Raw genomic sequence first — 16,128 nt, 5'->3', positions numbered from 1 at the left:
ACTTACAAAAGAAACAGGCTGCCTGAATAAGGGTGGCGGCTGGGAGGAATTGGAATGCAACTGAGGGAAATGTTGAGAGATACAGAAGTTCTTCATGCAGAAGGATCCCTGGACATTGATATCAATGCAATTACTTACGATTCGAGACAGGCGACCTCCGGGTCCTTGTTTTTTTGTATAGAAGGTTATCGGACAGACGGGCATAAATATGCTGCAGCGGCAGTCGAAAAAGGGGCCGTGGCGGTGCTGCTCCACAGGGATATTCCGCTTCCGGAGGGAATCACCAGGGTATTTGTGGAAGATACCCGCAGGGCCATGGGCCTGATTTCCGCCGTTTTCCATGGAAACCCGTCAAAGGATATGATATTATTTGGCGTAACAGGTACCAATGGGAAAACAACCACTACCTATATGATCAAATCCATCCTGGAGGAATCCGGGAAAAAGGTGGGACTGATCGGGACCATTACCAACATTATCGGAAACCGGAAGATCCCGTCGCAGCGAACGACGCCGGAATCGCCGGATTTGCAGAAACTGTTGGGCGATATGTCCCGGGAAGGGGTGGAAGCGGCCGTTATGGAAGTCTCTTCCCATTCCCTGGCTTTGGAACGTGTGGCAGGTTGTAATTATGAAGTCGGAGTGTTCACCAATCTTACCGAGGATCATCTGGACTTTCATGGCACGATGGAAAATTACCGCAATGCGAAGGCCAAATTATTTCAGCAGAGCCGTCTTGCTGCGATCAATGTGGATGATGAGAACGGACGGATGATTCTGGAAGGCCTGAAAGGCAAGGTGTTCACCTACGGCATCCATCAGCCTGCTGATATTTTTGCGCGGGATATTGAAATCACAGCGGAGGGGGTGTCCTTTCATCTGCATATTCTGGGTGCCAGCATCGGAATCAACCTGCACATTCCCGGTTTGTTCAGTGTATACAATGCCCTTGCCGCAGCTTCTGCCTGCTATGCGGCGGGAATTTCCCTTTCCGATATCCGCAGCGGTCTGGAATCCATGCGGGGGGTTCCGGGCAGGTTTGAGCTTCTGGATACCGGCACTGATTATTCCGTTATTCTGGACTACGCCCATACTCCGGACGGCCTGGAAAATATCCTGAAGACAGCCGGGGATCTGACAAAAGGAAGAATGATTACCTTATTTGGATGCGGCGGGAACCGGGAACGGGCAAAGCGGCCAATGATGGGAGAGATCGCAGGCAAATACTCTGACTTTTGCATCGTAACGACGGATAATCCACGGGATGAGGCCCCCATGGCAATCATTAACGAAATTCTCCCCGGCTTGCGAAAGACGGACTGCGCCTTTGAAGTGATTGAGAATCGCAGGGAGGCCATCCAATATGCGTTGAAAACCGCAGGGAAAGGCGATGTCATCCTCCTGGCCGGAAAAGGTCATGAGACCTATCAGCTGGTCAAAGGCCGGACCTATCATTTTGATGAAAAGGAAATCGTTGCGGAGTTCCTGGGAAAGGAGAAAGTCTGATGAGACCTTTGTCCATTGAGGAGACAGCAACTGCGGCACATGGAAGGCTGATACGGAAAGGGAAGGCGCCTGGGATTACCGGCGTATCCACGGATACACGGACCATGCGGCCCGGTGATCTGTTTGTTCCCCTGATCGGGGAACGGTTTGACGGGCATAAATTCCTGCCGCAGGCGGTTCAAAAGGGTGCTGCCGCAGTTTTGACGCAGGATCTTCGGAATCCTTTACCGGATGGCATATCCACCATATATTGTGAGAATACCCTGACTTCCCTGCAGGAACTGGCTGCATGGTATCTGAAATCCATGCGTATCCCTGTTGTGGCAGTCACCGGAAGTACCGGGAAGACCAGCACCAGGGATATGATTGCCTGTGTTCTGTCCGAACAATACTGTGTCCTAAGTACGCAGGGAAACTTCAACAATGCCATTGGACTGCCGCTGACCCTGTTTCGTCTGGAGCCCTGTCATCAGGTTGCCGTACTGGAGATGGGAATGAGCGGATTCGGCGAAATCCGGCGCCTGGCCGGCATTGCCCCTCCACGGATTGCGGTTCTGACCAATATCGGCATTTCCCATATTGAAAAGCTCGGGAGCCGGGAGAATATACTGAAGGCAAAGCTGGAAATCTTGGAACGATTCCAGGCGGGCTGTACCGCAGTGCTCAACGATGACAACGATTTGCTGCATCAGGAAGGGAATCGGATGGAAGAAAGGAAAGCACCTTTTTCGCTGGTGCGGTTTGGAACCGGACCGGGTGCGGACTACCGGGCGGAGGGGCTGCGTCCGGCAGGGGAATCCGGGATGGAATACACTCTGGTTGCAGACGGGGCAAGGTTTCCGGTCCGGCTGAGGGTACCCGGAAGACATAATGTACTCAACAGCCTTGCGGCGATTGCAGTCGGAAGGTCCCTTGGCATTGGAATGGACCAAATATGCAGCGGCCTTCTGAAGCATACCGGGGGACAAATGCGTTTGCATATAGAGAATATCGGACGAGATGCCGATATTAAAATAATAGATGATGTTTATAACGCAAGTCCGGATTCGGTCCATGCTGCCATGGAGCTGCTGCGGAATATGGCGGGCGGACGGAAAATTGCTGTTCTGGGGGATATGATGGAGCTGGGTGATTATTCCGAAAGGGCACACCGGCAGATCGGTGAAATGGTGGCCGAATATGGCACGGATATACTGATTACGAAGGGAAACTACAGCTCCTGGATTGCGGATGGGGCAAAAGAAGCAGGAATGCCGGCGCAGTCCATTTATCATTTTCCGGAAAACCGGGGAGTCATCCGGTGGATGAAGGATGGATTGTCCGGCGGGGACCGCATTCTGATCAAGGGATCCCGGGCCATGAAAATGGAGGAAATCGTGGCATATCTGAAAGGAGGAGATTTTTTCGGATGAAGTATTTTGCGATGGTTGTGATACTTGCCTTTCTTGCCACGCTTTTGATGGGCATACTTCTGATTCCCTGGCTGAAGAAACTGAAGTTCCGGCAAACGGTGAGGGAGGACGGGCCGAAAAGTCATTTAGCCAAAACGGGAACGCCTACCATGGGAGGATTGCTGTTCCAGATTCCGTTGATAGTCATCAGCCTGATTCTGACCAGGGGAAACCGGGACTTTGTTTTTTTTGCCGTTCTGTCCACGGTCGGTTTTGGGCTGATTGGTTTTCTGGATGATTATATCGGAATCGTGAAAAGCCGCTCCCTCGGACTGCGTGCCTATCAGAAAATCATCGGACAGCTGGTTCTGTCTGTGGCACTGGCGTATTATGCCTATACCAATGAATATATCGGCAGCAGCGTCATCCTGCCCTTTGTGGGGAAGGAATGGGATCTTGGAATCTTTTATATTCCCGTCACTGTGTTTATTATTATCGGTACGGTAAACAGCGTCAATCTGACCGATGGGCTGGATGGACTGTGTTCCGGCGTAACGCTGATTGTTTCTGCCACGCTGAATATTATTTTGCTTTCTGTCTGTCAGATGGACCGGACCCGGCATATCGCCTATCTGGCAGAAAACTACGGGGAACTGCTGATCTTTTCTGCGGCGCTGACCGGCGGCTGCCTGGGATTTTTACGTTATAATGCCCATCCCGCACAGGTTTTTATGGGGGATACGGGATCCCTTGCATTGGGAGGCGCTGTTGCGGCCCTTTCCGTTCTGCTCCGGATTCCTCTCTGGCTTCCTATAATCGGCGGGATTTATATGGTCGAGGCCCTTTCCGATATTATTCAGGTGGTTTCCTTCAAGCTGAGAGGAAAACGGGTTTTCAAAATGGCACCCCTGCATCATCATTTTGAGTTGTCAGGTATGCCGGAGACCAGAGTGGTTGCCATGTTTATGATTGCGACAGCAATCCTGTGTCTGGTTGCCTTAATGAGTCTTTAGGGAACGGGACGATGTTCGCAACAGGAGGCCCGTGCCTGTTTGAAACGGGTATCTGGAAGGAGAGGTAGTATGGATTTCGCGGATAACGTGAAAGGAAAGGCAATATTGGTTGCAGGACTGGCCCGGAGCGGCGTGTCTGCAGCAAAACTGTTGGATCGATCGGGAGCCAGGGTCCTTGTCAGCGATACCAAAACGCAACAGGAAATTCCCGAAGCGGCGAAGGAGCTCCGGCAGGATACCGGCTGTCGGTTCTTTTTTGGAAAAAATCCGGACGATCTGGTCAGTCAGGTGGATGGAATTGTGATCAGCCCGGGAATTCCGGTGGATTCTTCCTTTGTGAAAAAAGCGCTGGATCTGGGAATTCCGGTCATAAGCGAGGTGGAGCTTGCATATCGATACAACAAGGCTCCGATTATTGCAATAACCGGTACCAATGGGAAAACCACGACAACGACGCTGTTGGGGGAGATGCTGAAGGCAGCCGGGAAAACCACTTATGTGGTCGGCAATATCGGAGTTCCCTTTACGGAAGTGGCGGAAAAAACAAGAGCGGACGATGTGGTTGTAGCCGAAGTCAGCAGCTTTCAGCTGGAAACCATTGATCGGTTCAAACCGGCAATATCTGTCCTGCTTAATATAACGGAAGATCATTTAAACCGGCACAAAACCATGGAAAATTATATTGCCGCAAAATCGCGTATTTTTGAAAACCAGGACAGCGGGGGATATGTGATTTTAAACAGAGATAATGATATCCTGTCCCGTCTGGAACCGGATACCGAAGCACATGTTTTCCATTTCAGCCGGAAAAGGATCCTGCCCGGAGGGGCATGGGTGGAAAACGGCTGGATCATGATGGACATTGGAAAAGGTCCGGTGCGGATCTGCAGGACAGGGGAACTTGCCATTCCCGGCGCCCACAACCTGGAAAATGCGCTGGCAGCTGTTTTGGCTGCAGGCATTGCAGGGGTGGAGTCCGCAGTCCTTGCTGGGGTTCTGAAGAAATTTCCGGGGGTGGAGCACCGGATTGAAAAAGTGGCCACCATCCGGGGGGTTACCTTTTACAACGATTCCAAAGGGACCAATCCGGATTCTTCCATCAAGGCCATTGAAGCCATGTCCGGTCCCACAGTTCTGATTGCCGGGGGCATGGATAAGAAAAGCGGCTTTTCCGACTTTGTGGATGCCTTTGATGATAAGATAAAAGCTTTGGTCTTACTGGGAGAAACAGCGGGTATGATAGCAGAGACTGCCAGAAAAAAGGGATTTCAGAATATTTACAGGGTGGATTCCATTCAGGAAGCAGTGGAGAAATCCTTTGCACTTTCCTCTTCCGGATACAATGTACTGTTATCCCCGGCATGCGCCAGCTGGGACATGTTCCGGGATTACGAAGAGAGAGGCAGGATCTTCAAGGAGGCTGTCCGAACATTGGGGAGGTAACAGGATGAGCAAAAAGCCCATTGATTTTCCGATTCTTTTAACAACTGTCATATTGGTTGCCATAGGGATTGTCATGGTGTTCAGTGCAAGCTTTTATTACGCTACCCAGAGATGGGGGGACAGCTTTTATTTTTTCAAGCGCCAGTGCCTGTGGGCAATGATCGGGTTTGCGGGAATGTTTCTTGCTTCCCGGATTGACTACTCGAGACTGCAGAAATACTCGAAACTGTTTCTGATCATCAGCATTCTCCTGTTGGTTGCTGTTTTGCTCGTCGGACAGGAAAGGAACCATGCCAAGAGATGGCTGGGAATCGGGAGCTTTACCATTCAGCCGGCGGAAGTGGCCAAGTTTGCCATGATATTTTATATTGCGGATGCTGTTTCCAGACGCAAGGGAAAAATGAAATACTTTTTCAAGGGGATGTTTCCCATCCTTGCCGTCGCCGGTGTGGTATTTGCGCTGATCCTGCTCCAGCCGAACCTGAGTACGGCAGGCAGCATTCTGCTTCTGACTTTTGTCATGCTGTTTGTCAGCGGGGCGAATCTGTGGCACATGGGAGGGCTGCTGGCTGCCGGGGCGGCAGGTGCTGTGGCACTGACCATGGCGGAGGGATATCGGAAAAACCGGCTTCTTGCCTTTCGTGATCCGTGGGGCGATCCGCTGGGAAACGGATGGCAGCTGATTCAATCCCTGTACTCCCTTGGTTCCGGAGGCCTGTTTGGGCTGGGACTTGCCAGGAGCCGGCAAAAACTTCTGTATCTTCCTTACCCGGAAACGGACTTTATCTTTGCCATCTATGGGGAAGAACTGGGTTTTCTGGGGGCCGTTGTACTGATCCTGCTGTTTCTGATTCTGATCTGGCGAGGAATCCGGGTTGCCCTGACCGCTCCGGACATGTTTGGAAGCATGCTGGCCGCTGGTATTATTTCCATGATCACCATACAGGTGGTCATCAATATTGCGGTTGTGACCGCATCCATGCCTCCGACCGGATTACCTCTTCCGTTTATCAGTTACGGCGGTTCCTCCCTGGCGATGTTCATGACCAGCATAGGCGTGCTTCTGAATATTTCCAGGCATTGCAATGCTGCATGAGATGCCTTCCGCCGGCGCGGGAAACCAGGATTGTAACACCTCAATTTTCCATGCATATCATGATATTGAACCAGGATTTGTTTTAAAATCCCAAGTGCGATATGGATGAGAACCAAGAAAGAGGTGGAACTTGAATGGATCAATACAGAATTCGAGGCGGAAAAAAGCTGGAGGGAGAAATCCGGGTGATCGGCGCAAAGAATGCTATTCTTCCGATTCTGGCAGCGGTCATATTGGCGGATCAGCCTGTTATCCTGCATGATTTTCCCAGCCTTGTGGATGTGGAGACCATGCTGCTGATATTGAGCTCCATAGGATGCCGGATAAAAAGAGAGGGCAATACATTGATTGTGGATCCTTCCGAGGTGGACAGCTGGACGATTCCGGACCGGTATGTCCGGGAAATCCGGTCCTCCATCGTGATGCTGGGCGCAGTACTTGCCAGAATGAAAAAAGCGGTTATCACTTATCCGGGAGGATGCGACATCGGGCAGCGTCCGATCAACCTGCATCTGCATGGCCTGAAACAGTTGGGCGTCGTGATCCGGGAAGAACACGGCTATCTGATATGTGAAGCGACGAATCTGGCAGGGGCTGATATCCATCTGGATTATCCCAGTGTGGGAGCCACGGAGAATATTATGCTGGCCGCCACCCGCGCCAAAGGACAGACTGTGATACGGAATGCAGCCAAGGAACCTGAGATCATGGACCTTGCGAATTTCATAAACAGTACAGGAGGAAAAATATGCGGAGCAGGGAGCAACACCATTAGAATTGAAGGTGTGGAGCATTTTCACGGGACGGAATATACCGTCATTCCGGACCGGATCGTGGCAGGGACTTATCTTGTGGCAGCTGCCGTCACGGGAAGTGAACTCGTTGTCCGTAATGTAAACGTGGAACATATTCAATCCATTATGACAAAACTGAGGGAAACCGGGTGCAGGATTACCTCCTTCCAGGATTCTGTTAAGATAGTGGCTCCCCAGCGCCTTTGCGCCATTGAGAACACCAAAACCTATCCTTATCCGGGATTTCCGACGGATATGCAGGCTCTGCTCATGAGTGTCCTGTCTGTTGCCAAAGGGACCAGCATCATCAAGGAAAATATCTTTGAGAACCGGTTCCGGCATGTTCCCGAACTGATCCGAATGGGAGCCAATATCCGGACAGAAGGCAATGTTGCCGTTATTCAGGGAGTGCCCGCTCTGAAGGGCGCAGAAGTCCGTGCCGGAGATCTCCGCGGAGGTGCGGCGCTGGTCATGGCCGGGCTGAGAGCGAACGGGGAAACCGTCGTGGATCAAATCCACCATGTGGAACGCGGATATGAAAATCTGGATGGATGCCTTCGGGATATCGGCGCGGATATCGAGCGGATCTGAAATAGTTTTGATTCCACTGCAAAAGCCCTCCGCCACTTTTTGCAGTAGAATCAATCCTATGGAAGGAATCCAAAAAGAAAGAAACAGTTTTCTGTTGTGAGGGATTATTTATGGGACGGAATGGGACAAGCAAAGGGATTATACTTTTTCTGGTTTTGCTTCTTTGCCTGACAGCAATCGTTCTTTTGGGCGCCGGGGTATTTCAGGTGAAAAAGATCACGGTGATATCCGGTGGTACCCTCAGCGAAGATGTTATAATAAACCTGTCCGGAATATCCCGCGGAGACAATATTTTTAAAATCAGCAAGGCAAAGGTAAAGAAGCGAATGGAGAACAATCCCCCCTTTCCTGTGGTGCAGTCCATCTCTTTCCGACTTCCTGCCGAGGTGGTCCTTGTGGTTCGGGAACGGGTCCCGGTTGCGGTCATCCCTTATTTAAGCTCTCATATTATCATCGATGGAAGCGGCTTTGTTCTGAATATTGTAAAGCAGCAGGACGATGAGCCCTATCCGGTGGTGGAAGGAGTTCCTGTTACCAGTCTTACCAGGGGAAGTCTGCTCTCGACGGGAGAGCATGAGAGCTACAGGGAGAAGATTCTTCTGCGTCTGCTGGGAGAGATGGATAAATGGAAGGTCGGCGGGATGCTGAAAGGGATCGGACTGGAAAATCCGGATAATATTGTGCTGACCACCAAAGATGGAATTCAGGTTCAGATCGGTCAGGCCGTGGAGCTGGACAAGAAATTCGGATGGCTGAAATCGGAAGCGTATCAGAGCGTTCTTAAAAATGGAAAGGGAGGAACACTGGATGTACGTGTGCCGGACAAAGCCGTATATCGTCCGGAAGGTGGACAGGATGCGGCGGAATAAGGAGCAGACAGAGAATAAGTGAGGTGGTGGAAACGAAAACACTGGGTGGAAAAATAGCGGTGATGCTGGTCAGTATCATTCTTGGCCTGATGTTGGCAACGCAGTTTAAAAATGTTCAGAACGTCGGTGGGGATGTATCCCTTCAAAGGACACAGGAGCTTACCAGCCAGGTTCAGAAACTGAATCAGGATATCGTGGATCAGCGGAAATATATAGAGGATCTGGAAAAGCGAATTGCGGAATACGAAAATGCTGCCAGGGATGAAGGAAAGATCAACGATACCATGTACAAGGAATTGGAGCGATCCCGTATCCTTGCCGGTCTGGTGGATCTGGAAGGTGCCGGCGTTGTGGTAACCGTAAATGTCATCCCGGTGGAAAACGGAGGAGAATCCGGTATCGTGCGGAATATTTACCATGAGGACCTGCTGATGCTGATCAACGAACTGAATGCAGCCGGAGCGGAGGCATTGTCCGTCAATGGGGAAAGGATTCTTTCCACAACGGAGATCCGCAATGCCGGGGATTATATAGTGATCAACACCAATCGATATTCCGCTCCCTTTGAGATCCGGGCCATTGGCAATCCTGATACGCTGGAGGCTTCCCTGAAGCTGTTGGGAGGGGTGACGGATACTTTGGGAGAAGAACTGGACATCAAAATACACAGGGAAGAGAAAATCCGGATTCCCAAATACAATGGCGTGTTTCAATATGATTATGCCGAACCGGTACAGTAAACAGATGGGGCGATGGGATGAAAATCAAATTGGATAACAATATGCTGCTGATTACATGCGTCTGTATCCTGTTTGGCTTCTTCGCAATTCAGGTTTTTCAAAAACCGGGCCCGGATGTGGAAATTGGAGGGGTGACATCCCTGCAGACTGTTGAAAAAATGCTGCGGCAAAAGGGCGGATTGACAGAGAAGAAGCTTGAGCTGGATGAGACGATTGCGCAAAGGGAAAAAAAGCTGGCGGTATATGAAGACTCCGCGGCGAAAACCAATGGTCAGCTTGAGCATATGAAAAAAGAGACCCAGGATGCCAGGTGGATGGCCGGACTGCTACCCGTGGAAGGGCCGGGGGTGGAAATTATCCTGAATGACCGGAAGCGGGACACGATTTTGACCGACAATCCCTATCTGGGGTATTATGTTGTCCACGACAGTGATATGCTGAATGTCATCAATGAATTGCGGGAAGCAGGAGCGGAAGCCATCGCTGTAAACGATACCCGAATCATGGGAAATTCCAGGATCAGCTGCGGCGGGCCTACCATAAACGTGGGAAAGTATGGACGGTTTGCCCCTCCTTTCGTGATCCGCGCCATCGGGGATCCTGATGCCCTGATGGCCAGCTTTCAAAGGGATGACAGTATTTATCAGAATCTGAATTCCTGGGGCCTGGAGGTTCAGATCCGAAAGATGAGTAAAATTAAAATTCCCCGCTATCTTGGGGATATGGACTATAAGTATGCGCAAGCGGTTCAGGAAGGTGATTGATATGTGGCTGCCTGTTGTTGGTGTGTTTGTTGGAATTGTGCTGGGAATGCTGCTGCCGGTTCAGGTGCCGGTTGCTTATTCCTCCTATATGTCCATTGCGGTGTTGGCTGCCCTGGACTCGGTTTTCGGCGGGATACGTGCCAATCTGGACAAGCAGTTTGAGGCCGATGTGTTCATCTCCGGCTTCTTCGGCAATGCAATCCTGGCGGCTGGTCTGACCTATATCGGAAACCGGCTGGATGTGCCGATTTATCTCTGTGCCATCTTTGTTTTCGGTTATCGGATGTTCAATAATTTTGCCCTGATCCGGCGGCACTTTTTAATCAGTCTGAGGGGAAAGCCGGAACAGCCGGATCTGGAAGAAGATTCAAAGGGTGAATAAAAGCAAAAAAATATTTTAATTTGCTTTTGTTTATGGTAATATATTTACAGGGTAGAAAGTTACTGGAGATTGGAACAGCTTACCTGTATTAGTAAAGTGAGGGCTCTTGTTTTGAACAATGCTATCATGGCAATTGATCCGGGTACGACGAAGATGGCAGTATGGGTCGGACATAGGAACCGGGACGGCTCTCTGGAGTTGTCCGGCCTGGGCAATGTACGGTATGCCGGAGTCTCCGGAGATGGCTGGAGGTCTGAGGGGATGATGTCCCGTGTTTTGGATGATGCTCTCGGACAAGCCTGGAATATGGCGGGCTTCCGGGTTGACCACTGCACCCTGGGGATTCCCAATGAATTCTGTGGCCTGATCCGCAATACCGGAGGCATGACCCCGGATCATCCGATGTCCGGGCAGGACATTGAGGAGCTGAAGAAAATGGCTGCCTCCTACTCCCTGCCTTCCCCGTGGAAGATATCTGATGTATTGTACGGAGGCTTCCGGGCAGATGGAAGCCGTGTGGGAAATCCTCTTGGCATGGAGAGGAAACGGATCCTTCTGGAGGCCTCCCTTATTTGTGTCAACAATGATTTTGCGGAACAGCTGACGCGGATCGTGACTTCCCGAAAAATCGAGGTGGAACGGATTCTTTCCGTACCGTTGGTTTGCGGAGAGATGTTTCTTTCCCGGGAAGAGAAGCAGAAAGGTGCTGTCTGGATTGATGTGGGAGGGCATTCCACAGATATTGTTGTCTATTGGAAGGGGATCCCGGTATTTTTTGACTGGATCCCGGTGGGAGGGGAAAACATTACCCAGGATATTGTGGCAGGGACCGGGGTGACTTCCGAACAGGCAGAAGAGTTGAAAAGGCACTGTATTCTCGGCCTGGCACGGGAGGAAGAGGCTGCTGCCACAGAGATACCGGAAAACGGTGATTCGGGCGCCACGGATGTTTCCCCGGCCTTTCTGCAAGAAATCGTGGAGGCCCGGGTCCGGGAGCTGCTGGAGATTGTGAAGGGCAGGATCCGGGAGGAGGGACTGCTGACCTGTTGCCACAGCGCTGTTCTGGCAGGAGGCGGGATCTCCCTGCTTCGGGGAATCAGGGGGTTGGCTTCCGGGATTCTGGCGGTTCCCATACGGCTGGGGGTACCGGATATGATCGGGCTTTCCAGTCCAACCCTGTCCGCAGTTTATGCACTGGGGTGCAGCAGCCCGGACAAAGCCGGCGGAACTTCGAAAACAATACGGACGTTTATCCGGAAAATAAAACATCGATTTTCCAATTTTATATCATTTTAAAAGGGAGGGTACGGCGTGCTGGAATTTGATATTGACACGGATCAATTTGCACAGATAAAGGTAATAGGTGTCGGAGGCGCAGGCAATAATGCGGTAAACCGTATGATTCAGCATGGCTTGAAAGGTGTGGAATTCATCTCCATCAATACGGACAAACAGGCTCTATACCTTTCGCAGGCGACGCAGAAGATACAGATAGGGGATAAAATCACAAAGGGTCTGGGAGCCGGAGCGAATCCCGATATCGGACAGAAAGCCGCGGAGGAAAGCCGGGATGAAATCCTTCAGGCCATCAAGGGAGCCGATATGATTTTTATCACTGCCGGCATGGGTGGCGGCACCGGAACCGGAGCAGCTCCGATTGTAGCCGAAATCGCCAGGGATCAGGGGATTCTGACGGTTGGCGTGGTCACCAGGCCTTTCCTGTTCGAGGGCAGGAAACGTGCAAAAAATGCGGATAACGGCATTGCTCAGCTGAAGGAGAAGGTGGATACCCTGGTCACGATACCCAATGACAGGTTGCTTCAGGTAGTGGAAAAAAGGACTTCCATGCTGGATGCCTTCAAGGTTGCAGATGATGTTCTGCGGCAGGGCGTACAGGGCATTTCCGATCTGATAGCCGTGCCGGGTCTGGTGAACCTGGACTTTGCGGATGTCCGCACCATTATGAAGGAACAGGGCCTTGCCCATATGGGGATCGGGAAGGGCAGCGGAGACAACCGTGCAACGGATGCTGCGAAGCAGGCCATTCAGAGTCCGCTGCTGGAAACCACCATTGAAGGGGCCAAGGGCGTCTTGCTGAATATCACCGGGGGACCCAACCTGGGATTGTTTGAGGTGAATGAAGCAGCGGAGCTGGTTGCCGAGTCTGCGGACCCCGACGCAAATATTATTTTCGGTGCTGTCATTGATGAAAGCCTGGAGGACGAGATTCAGATCATCGTTATTGCCACCGGTTTTGATAAGCAGGAAGAAAAGCAGGATCGGCGGAAGGCCGGCAAGACCATTGAAAAAGAAACGCCTTCCACAGCAAAGACCGATGAAGATGACCTGGATATTCCGACATTTCTGCGCCGCAACCGGATCAAATAAAGCGGTGGATTCTTTGTCACAGTGGGGAAGGGAAAGAAGCGGACACTTCTCCGGGAAAGGGATCCGTGGAAAGAAGCACGGCAAGAGCGGAATAGCGACAATAAGGAGCATTTATTGTCGTTATTTTTTTGTCCGGATGACCACCATTTGACAGGATTCTTTTTACAGATAGGTTATAATAAGGACAACAAGAGGCAGGTCCGCCTTTACAAAGGATGGGGTTGGGGTGGAGTATCGCTATCTGGATGTCATCTGGCTGGATAATCTGTTCCTTAATTTTATTTTGAACTGGATCACACGGAAGCTGTCCGGAAACGCCTCTCCCATGTGGAGATTATGGTGTTCTGCAGGCGTTGGCGCAGTCTATGCCGTCTTTCTGATCCTTCCCGGCTTTCCCATCCTTTCCCGGTTTCCATTTAAAGTACTGCTGTCCCTTGCCATGCTGGCCATCGGTTTCCGGATTTCCGGCTTCCGGGATTTTATGAAACTTTTCGGCCTTTTTTATGGCGCAACGTTTCTGCTCGGCGGAACGGCCTTTGGAATTTATTATTTCTGCAATGCCGGTATTACCGTAACCAATGGTGCCTTTTTCATCCGGGACTTTCCATTGACGATTGTCATTTTTTCCGTAGTCTGCGTGATTGTGCTGTATCGTTGGCTGTGGCCGCTTCTTCGGCTCCGGCTGAACCGTCATCAATTGATTTATCCGGTGGAGGTGGGTTTCGATGGGGAAAGCATCGGTACCGATGCTTTCCTGGATACCGGGAACGAGCTGACGGATCCGATTTCCGGAATTCCGGTTATGGTGGTGGAGTTTAAGCAGATTCAAACCCTTCTGCCGCCTGAAATAGAAAGAATATTTCAGGAAGGCAGGGAAGAAAATCTGGAGTACATTACCCGGGTGATGGCCGATTCCAGGTGGATCAGCCGGTTCCGTATGGTGCCCTATCATACCCTGGGGCATTCCGAAAGCCTTCTTCTTGCCTTCCGGCCGGACCGGGCCCGGATTCAGGCGGATGGTACCTGGACGGAAATCGGGGAGGTTCTGATTGGCATCCGGAACCAGAGATTATCCGGCAGCGAGGAATACCATGCTTTGATTCAGCCACAAATTATTCCATAGCAGGAGGAGTTGTGAATGTCCATTTATCAGAAAATCGGGATGTACTGCCGGATCCTGTGGATTCGGATAGCCGGCAGGCTGAAAATTCTGAAGAACCGGTTCATCAATTATATCAGCGGAAATGAAGCTCTGCCGCCTCCCCTGTCCGGGGAAGAGGAAACCTTTCTGATCGGCAGGCTGAGCAAAGGCGATGCTTCCGTAAAAAATACATTGATTGAGCGCAATCTCCGGCTGGTGGTCTATATTGCCCGAAAATTTGAAAATACCGGAGTCGGTGTGGAGGATCTGATTTCCATTGGCACCATTGGGCTTATCAAGGCGGTCAACACTTTTGATCCTTCCAAAAAAATCAAGCTGGCTACCTATGCTTCCCGCTGCATTGAAAACGAAATCCTGATGTATCTGCGGCGCAATGGGAAAATCAAATCGGAAGTTTCCCTGGATGAGCCGCTCAACGTCGACTGGGATGGAAATGAATTGCTGCTGTCTGATATTCTGGGAACGGAGAATGACCTGGTATACAAGTACATCGAAGATGAAGTGGACAAGGAACTTCTCAATCTGGCCATGAGCCGGCTGACCCGCAGGGAGCGCAGCATTATCGAACTTCGGTTCGGCCTTCGGGACGGCTCGGAAAAAACGCAGAAGGAGGTTGCCGATCTGCTGGGCATCTCACAATCCTATATCTCCAGGCTGGAAAAACGTATCATCAAAAGGCTGAAAAAGGAAATCAGTCAAATGGTTTAAAGGAATAAATCTCTCCGTCCAGGGCAATACTTTTTTAATAACAGGGTCCTGAATCAGATATGGATGGAGGGGAAAATGCATGCTCACGAACAAGGTTGAAATTTGTGGAGTCAATACTTCAAAGTTGCCTGTTTTGACCAACGAGGAAATGATGGAATTGTTTTCGCGTATACATGCCGGAGACGAAAGTGCCAGGGAAACGTTTATAAAAGGCAATCTGAGGCTGGTTTTGAGCGTCATACAGAGGTTTCACAACAGGGGGGAACACATTGATGATCTGTTTCAGGTCGGCTGTATTGGTCTGATCAAGGCAATTGATAATTTTGATGTGTCACAGAATGTACGGTTCTCCACGTATGCAGTGCCCATGATCATCGGCGAGATACGCAGATATCTCCGGGACAACAATTCCATTCGGGTCAGCCGGTCTCTGAGGGATACGGCCTATCGGGCCCTGCAGGTGAGGGATCAGCTGATCAACAAAAATTCCAGGGAGCCTACGGTTTCTGAAATTGCAAAAGAACTGGACCTTCCGAGGGAAGAAGTCGTTTTTGCCATGGACGCCATTCAGGATCCCATTTCCCTGTTTGAACCCATCTATCATGACGATGGAGACGCTATTTTTGTCATGGATCAGGTCAGCGATGAAAAGAATCAGGATGAAACCTGGCTGGAGGGAATCGCTCTCAAGGAAGCCATGAAAAAGCTGAATAAAAGGGAAAAGCTCATCCTTACCCTCCGCTTCTTCGATGGGAGGACCCAGATGGAAGTGGCTGAGGAGATTGGCATCTCCCAGGCACAGGTTTCCCGACTGGAAAAAACGGCATTGAAGCATATGCGCAAATATATCTGAAAATTTATCATGGACTTCCTCTGCCGGGAGTCATCTTTTTCATACTCCGCAAATACTATAGTAAAAGAGATTGGGATTGCGGGGTGGTTTTTTGCAAAAATCATCGGATTTTCGAACGAAAGAGGTCATTAACATCCGGGATGGACGAAGACTGGGCAATATTATTGATATGGAATTCAATTTGAACGAAGGCCGTATCACAGCCATTGTCGTTCCCGGAGCCAGTCGTTTCCTGGGGCTGCTGCGGGAGGGGGACGATTTGGTGATCCCATGGGAAAGAATCCGGAAAATTGGGGATGATGTGGTACTGGTGGATGTGGAAGTCCAGCCTGTGCCATAAATCGTTCCATTGGGAATCCAATGCAAATAAGGCTCAAAAAAGATGGACGAAAAGGCAGAAAGATAATATAATGGGTACGACAGACAAC

16 protein-coding genes are annotated in these 16,128 nt (G+C 50.6%); all 16 read left to right on the top strand.

Annotation, left to right across the window (positions count from 1 at the left end; all coding sequences use genetic code 11):
• The first annotated feature begins 54 nt into the window (after positions 1-54).
• The 16 genes from QBE55_13215 (at position 55) to QBE55_13140 (ending at position 16,040) form a co-directional block, all read left to right on the top strand.
• Positions 55-1,506, top strand: coding sequence for a UDP-N-acetylmuramoyl-L-alanyl-D-glutamate--2,6-diaminopimelate ligase (locus tag QBE55_13215; GenBank protein WZL78448.1), 1,452 nt, complete (start codon positions 55-57; stop codon positions 1,504-1,506).
• Entirely contained in the window at positions 1,506-2,918 is a 1,413-nt protein-coding gene (murF, locus tag QBE55_13210) for a UDP-N-acetylmuramoyl-tripeptide--D-alanyl-D-alanine ligase (GenBank protein WZL78447.1), read from the top strand. The genes QBE55_13215 and murF overlap by 1 nt, the downstream gene beginning before the upstream one ends.
• Positions 2,915-3,910, top strand: coding sequence for a phospho-N-acetylmuramoyl-pentapeptide-transferase (gene mraY, locus QBE55_13205; GenBank protein ID WZL78446.1), 996 nt, complete (start codon positions 2,915-2,917; stop codon positions 3,908-3,910). Before murF ends, mraY begins: the two co-directional genes overlap by 4 nt.
• Before the next feature lie 69 nt (positions 3,911-3,979).
• Entirely contained in the window at positions 3,980-5,353 is a 1,374-nt protein-coding gene (gene murD, locus QBE55_13200) for a UDP-N-acetylmuramoyl-L-alanine--D-glutamate ligase (protein WZL78445.1), read from the top strand.
• 4 nt (positions 5,354-5,357) lie between these two features.
• Positions 5,358-6,449, top strand: coding sequence for a stage V sporulation protein E (gene spoVE, locus QBE55_13195; GenBank protein ID WZL78444.1), 1,092 nt, complete (start codon positions 5,358-5,360; stop codon positions 6,447-6,449).
• Between the two features lie 134 nt (positions 6,450-6,583).
• Entirely contained in the window at positions 6,584-7,834 is a 1,251-nt protein-coding gene (gene murA, locus QBE55_13190) for a UDP-N-acetylglucosamine 1-carboxyvinyltransferase (GenBank protein WZL78443.1), read from the top strand.
• Between the two features lie 110 nt (positions 7,835-7,944).
• Entirely contained in the window at positions 7,945-8,703 is a 759-nt protein-coding gene (locus tag QBE55_13185; GenBank protein WZL78442.1) for a cell division protein FtsQ/DivIB, read from the top strand.
• A gap of 26 nt (positions 8,704-8,729) precedes the next feature.
• Positions 8,730-9,443 (top strand): DUF881 domain-containing protein, encoded by a 714-nt coding sequence (locus tag QBE55_13180; protein WZL78441.1) that lies wholly within the window; start codon positions 8,730-8,732, stop codon positions 9,441-9,443.
• A gap of 17 nt (positions 9,444-9,460) precedes the next feature.
• The gene (locus tag QBE55_13175; GenBank protein WZL78440.1) at positions 9,461-10,207 is read left to right on the top strand and encodes a DUF881 domain-containing protein; all 747 of its coding nucleotides are present in this window, start codon (positions 9,461-9,463) and stop codon (positions 10,205-10,207) included.
• Position 10,208: 1 nt separating this feature from the next.
• Positions 10,209-10,589 carry a small basic family protein gene (locus QBE55_13170; GenBank protein ID WZL78439.1) on the top strand — a complete coding sequence of 127 codons (381 nt, stop codon included), beginning with the start codon at positions 10,209-10,211 and terminating at the stop codon, positions 10,587-10,589.
• Positions 10,590-10,700: 111 nt separating this feature from the next.
• Positions 10,701-11,885 carry a cell division protein FtsA gene (gene ftsA, locus QBE55_13165; GenBank protein ID WZL78438.1) on the top strand — a complete coding sequence of 395 codons (1,185 nt, stop codon included), beginning with the start codon at positions 10,701-10,703 and terminating at the stop codon, positions 11,883-11,885.
• Positions 11,886-11,900: 15 nt separating this feature from the next.
• Positions 11,901-12,977: a cell division protein FtsZ gene (ftsZ, locus tag QBE55_13160; protein WZL78437.1), complete on the top strand. Its 1,077-nt coding sequence runs from the start codon at positions 11,901-11,903 to the stop codon at positions 12,975-12,977.
• Between the two features lie 226 nt (positions 12,978-13,203).
• Positions 13,204-14,100 (top strand): sigma-E processing peptidase SpoIIGA, encoded by an 897-nt coding sequence (gene spoIIGA, locus QBE55_13155; protein WZL78436.1) that lies wholly within the window; start codon positions 13,204-13,206, stop codon positions 14,098-14,100.
• 15 nt (positions 14,101-14,115) lie between these two features.
• On the top strand, positions 14,116-14,847 hold the full coding sequence (gene sigE / locus QBE55_13150; protein ID WZL78435.1) for an RNA polymerase sporulation sigma factor SigE: 732 nt from the start codon (positions 14,116-14,118) through the stop codon (positions 14,845-14,847).
• 79 nt (positions 14,848-14,926) lie between these two features.
• Positions 14,927-15,700, top strand: coding sequence for an RNA polymerase sporulation sigma factor SigG (sigG, locus tag QBE55_13145; GenBank protein ID WZL78434.1), 774 nt, complete (start codon positions 14,927-14,929; stop codon positions 15,698-15,700).
• Between the two features lie 91 nt (positions 15,701-15,791).
• On the top strand, positions 15,792-16,040 hold the full coding sequence (locus tag QBE55_13140) for a YlmC/YmxH family sporulation protein (protein ID WZL78433.1): 249 nt from the start codon (positions 15,792-15,794) through the stop codon (positions 16,038-16,040).
• The last annotated feature ends 88 nt before the right edge of the window (positions 16,041-16,128 follow it).

Source organism: Eubacteriales bacterium mix99, assembly GCA_038396605.1.
GTDB lineage: Bacteria > Bacillota > Clostridia > Caldicoprobacterales > DTU083 > UBA4874.
This window is presented reverse-complemented; position numbering and strand designations above follow the sequence as displayed.

Excerpts from the sequence above, each read along its gene's own strand:
- spoVE (WZL78444.1), top strand. The coding sequence starts at position 5,358 with ATGAGCAAAAAGCCCATTGATTTTCCGATTCTTTTAACAACTGTCATA.
- QBE55_13215 (WZL78448.1), top strand. The coding sequence starts at position 55 with ATGCAACTGAGGGAAATGTTGAGAGATACAGAAGTTCTTCATGCAGAA.
- murD (WZL78445.1), top strand. The coding sequence starts at position 3,980 with ATGGATTTCGCGGATAACGTGAAAGGAAAGGCAATATTGGTTGCAGGA.
- QBE55_13185 (WZL78442.1), top strand. The coding sequence starts at position 7,945 with ATGGGACGGAATGGGACAAGCAAAGGGATTATACTTTTTCTGGTTTTG.
- QBE55_13175 (WZL78440.1), top strand. The coding sequence starts at position 9,461 with ATGAAAATCAAATTGGATAACAATATGCTGCTGATTACATGCGTCTGT.
- sigE (WZL78435.1), top strand. The coding sequence starts at position 14,116 with ATGTCCATTTATCAGAAAATCGGGATGTACTGCCGGATCCTGTGGATT.
- mraY (WZL78446.1), top strand. The coding sequence starts at position 2,915 with ATGAAGTATTTTGCGATGGTTGTGATACTTGCCTTTCTTGCCACGCTT.
- sigG (WZL78434.1), top strand. The coding sequence starts at position 14,927 with ATGCTCACGAACAAGGTTGAAATTTGTGGAGTCAATACTTCAAAGTTG.
- murA (WZL78443.1), top strand. The coding sequence starts at position 6,584 with ATGGATCAATACAGAATTCGAGGCGGAAAAAAGCTGGAGGGAGAAATC.
- QBE55_13170 (WZL78439.1), top strand. The coding sequence starts at position 10,209 with ATGTGGCTGCCTGTTGTTGGTGTGTTTGTTGGAATTGTGCTGGGAATG.
- murF (WZL78447.1), top strand. The coding sequence starts at position 1,506 with ATGAGACCTTTGTCCATTGAGGAGACAGCAACTGCGGCACATGGAAGG.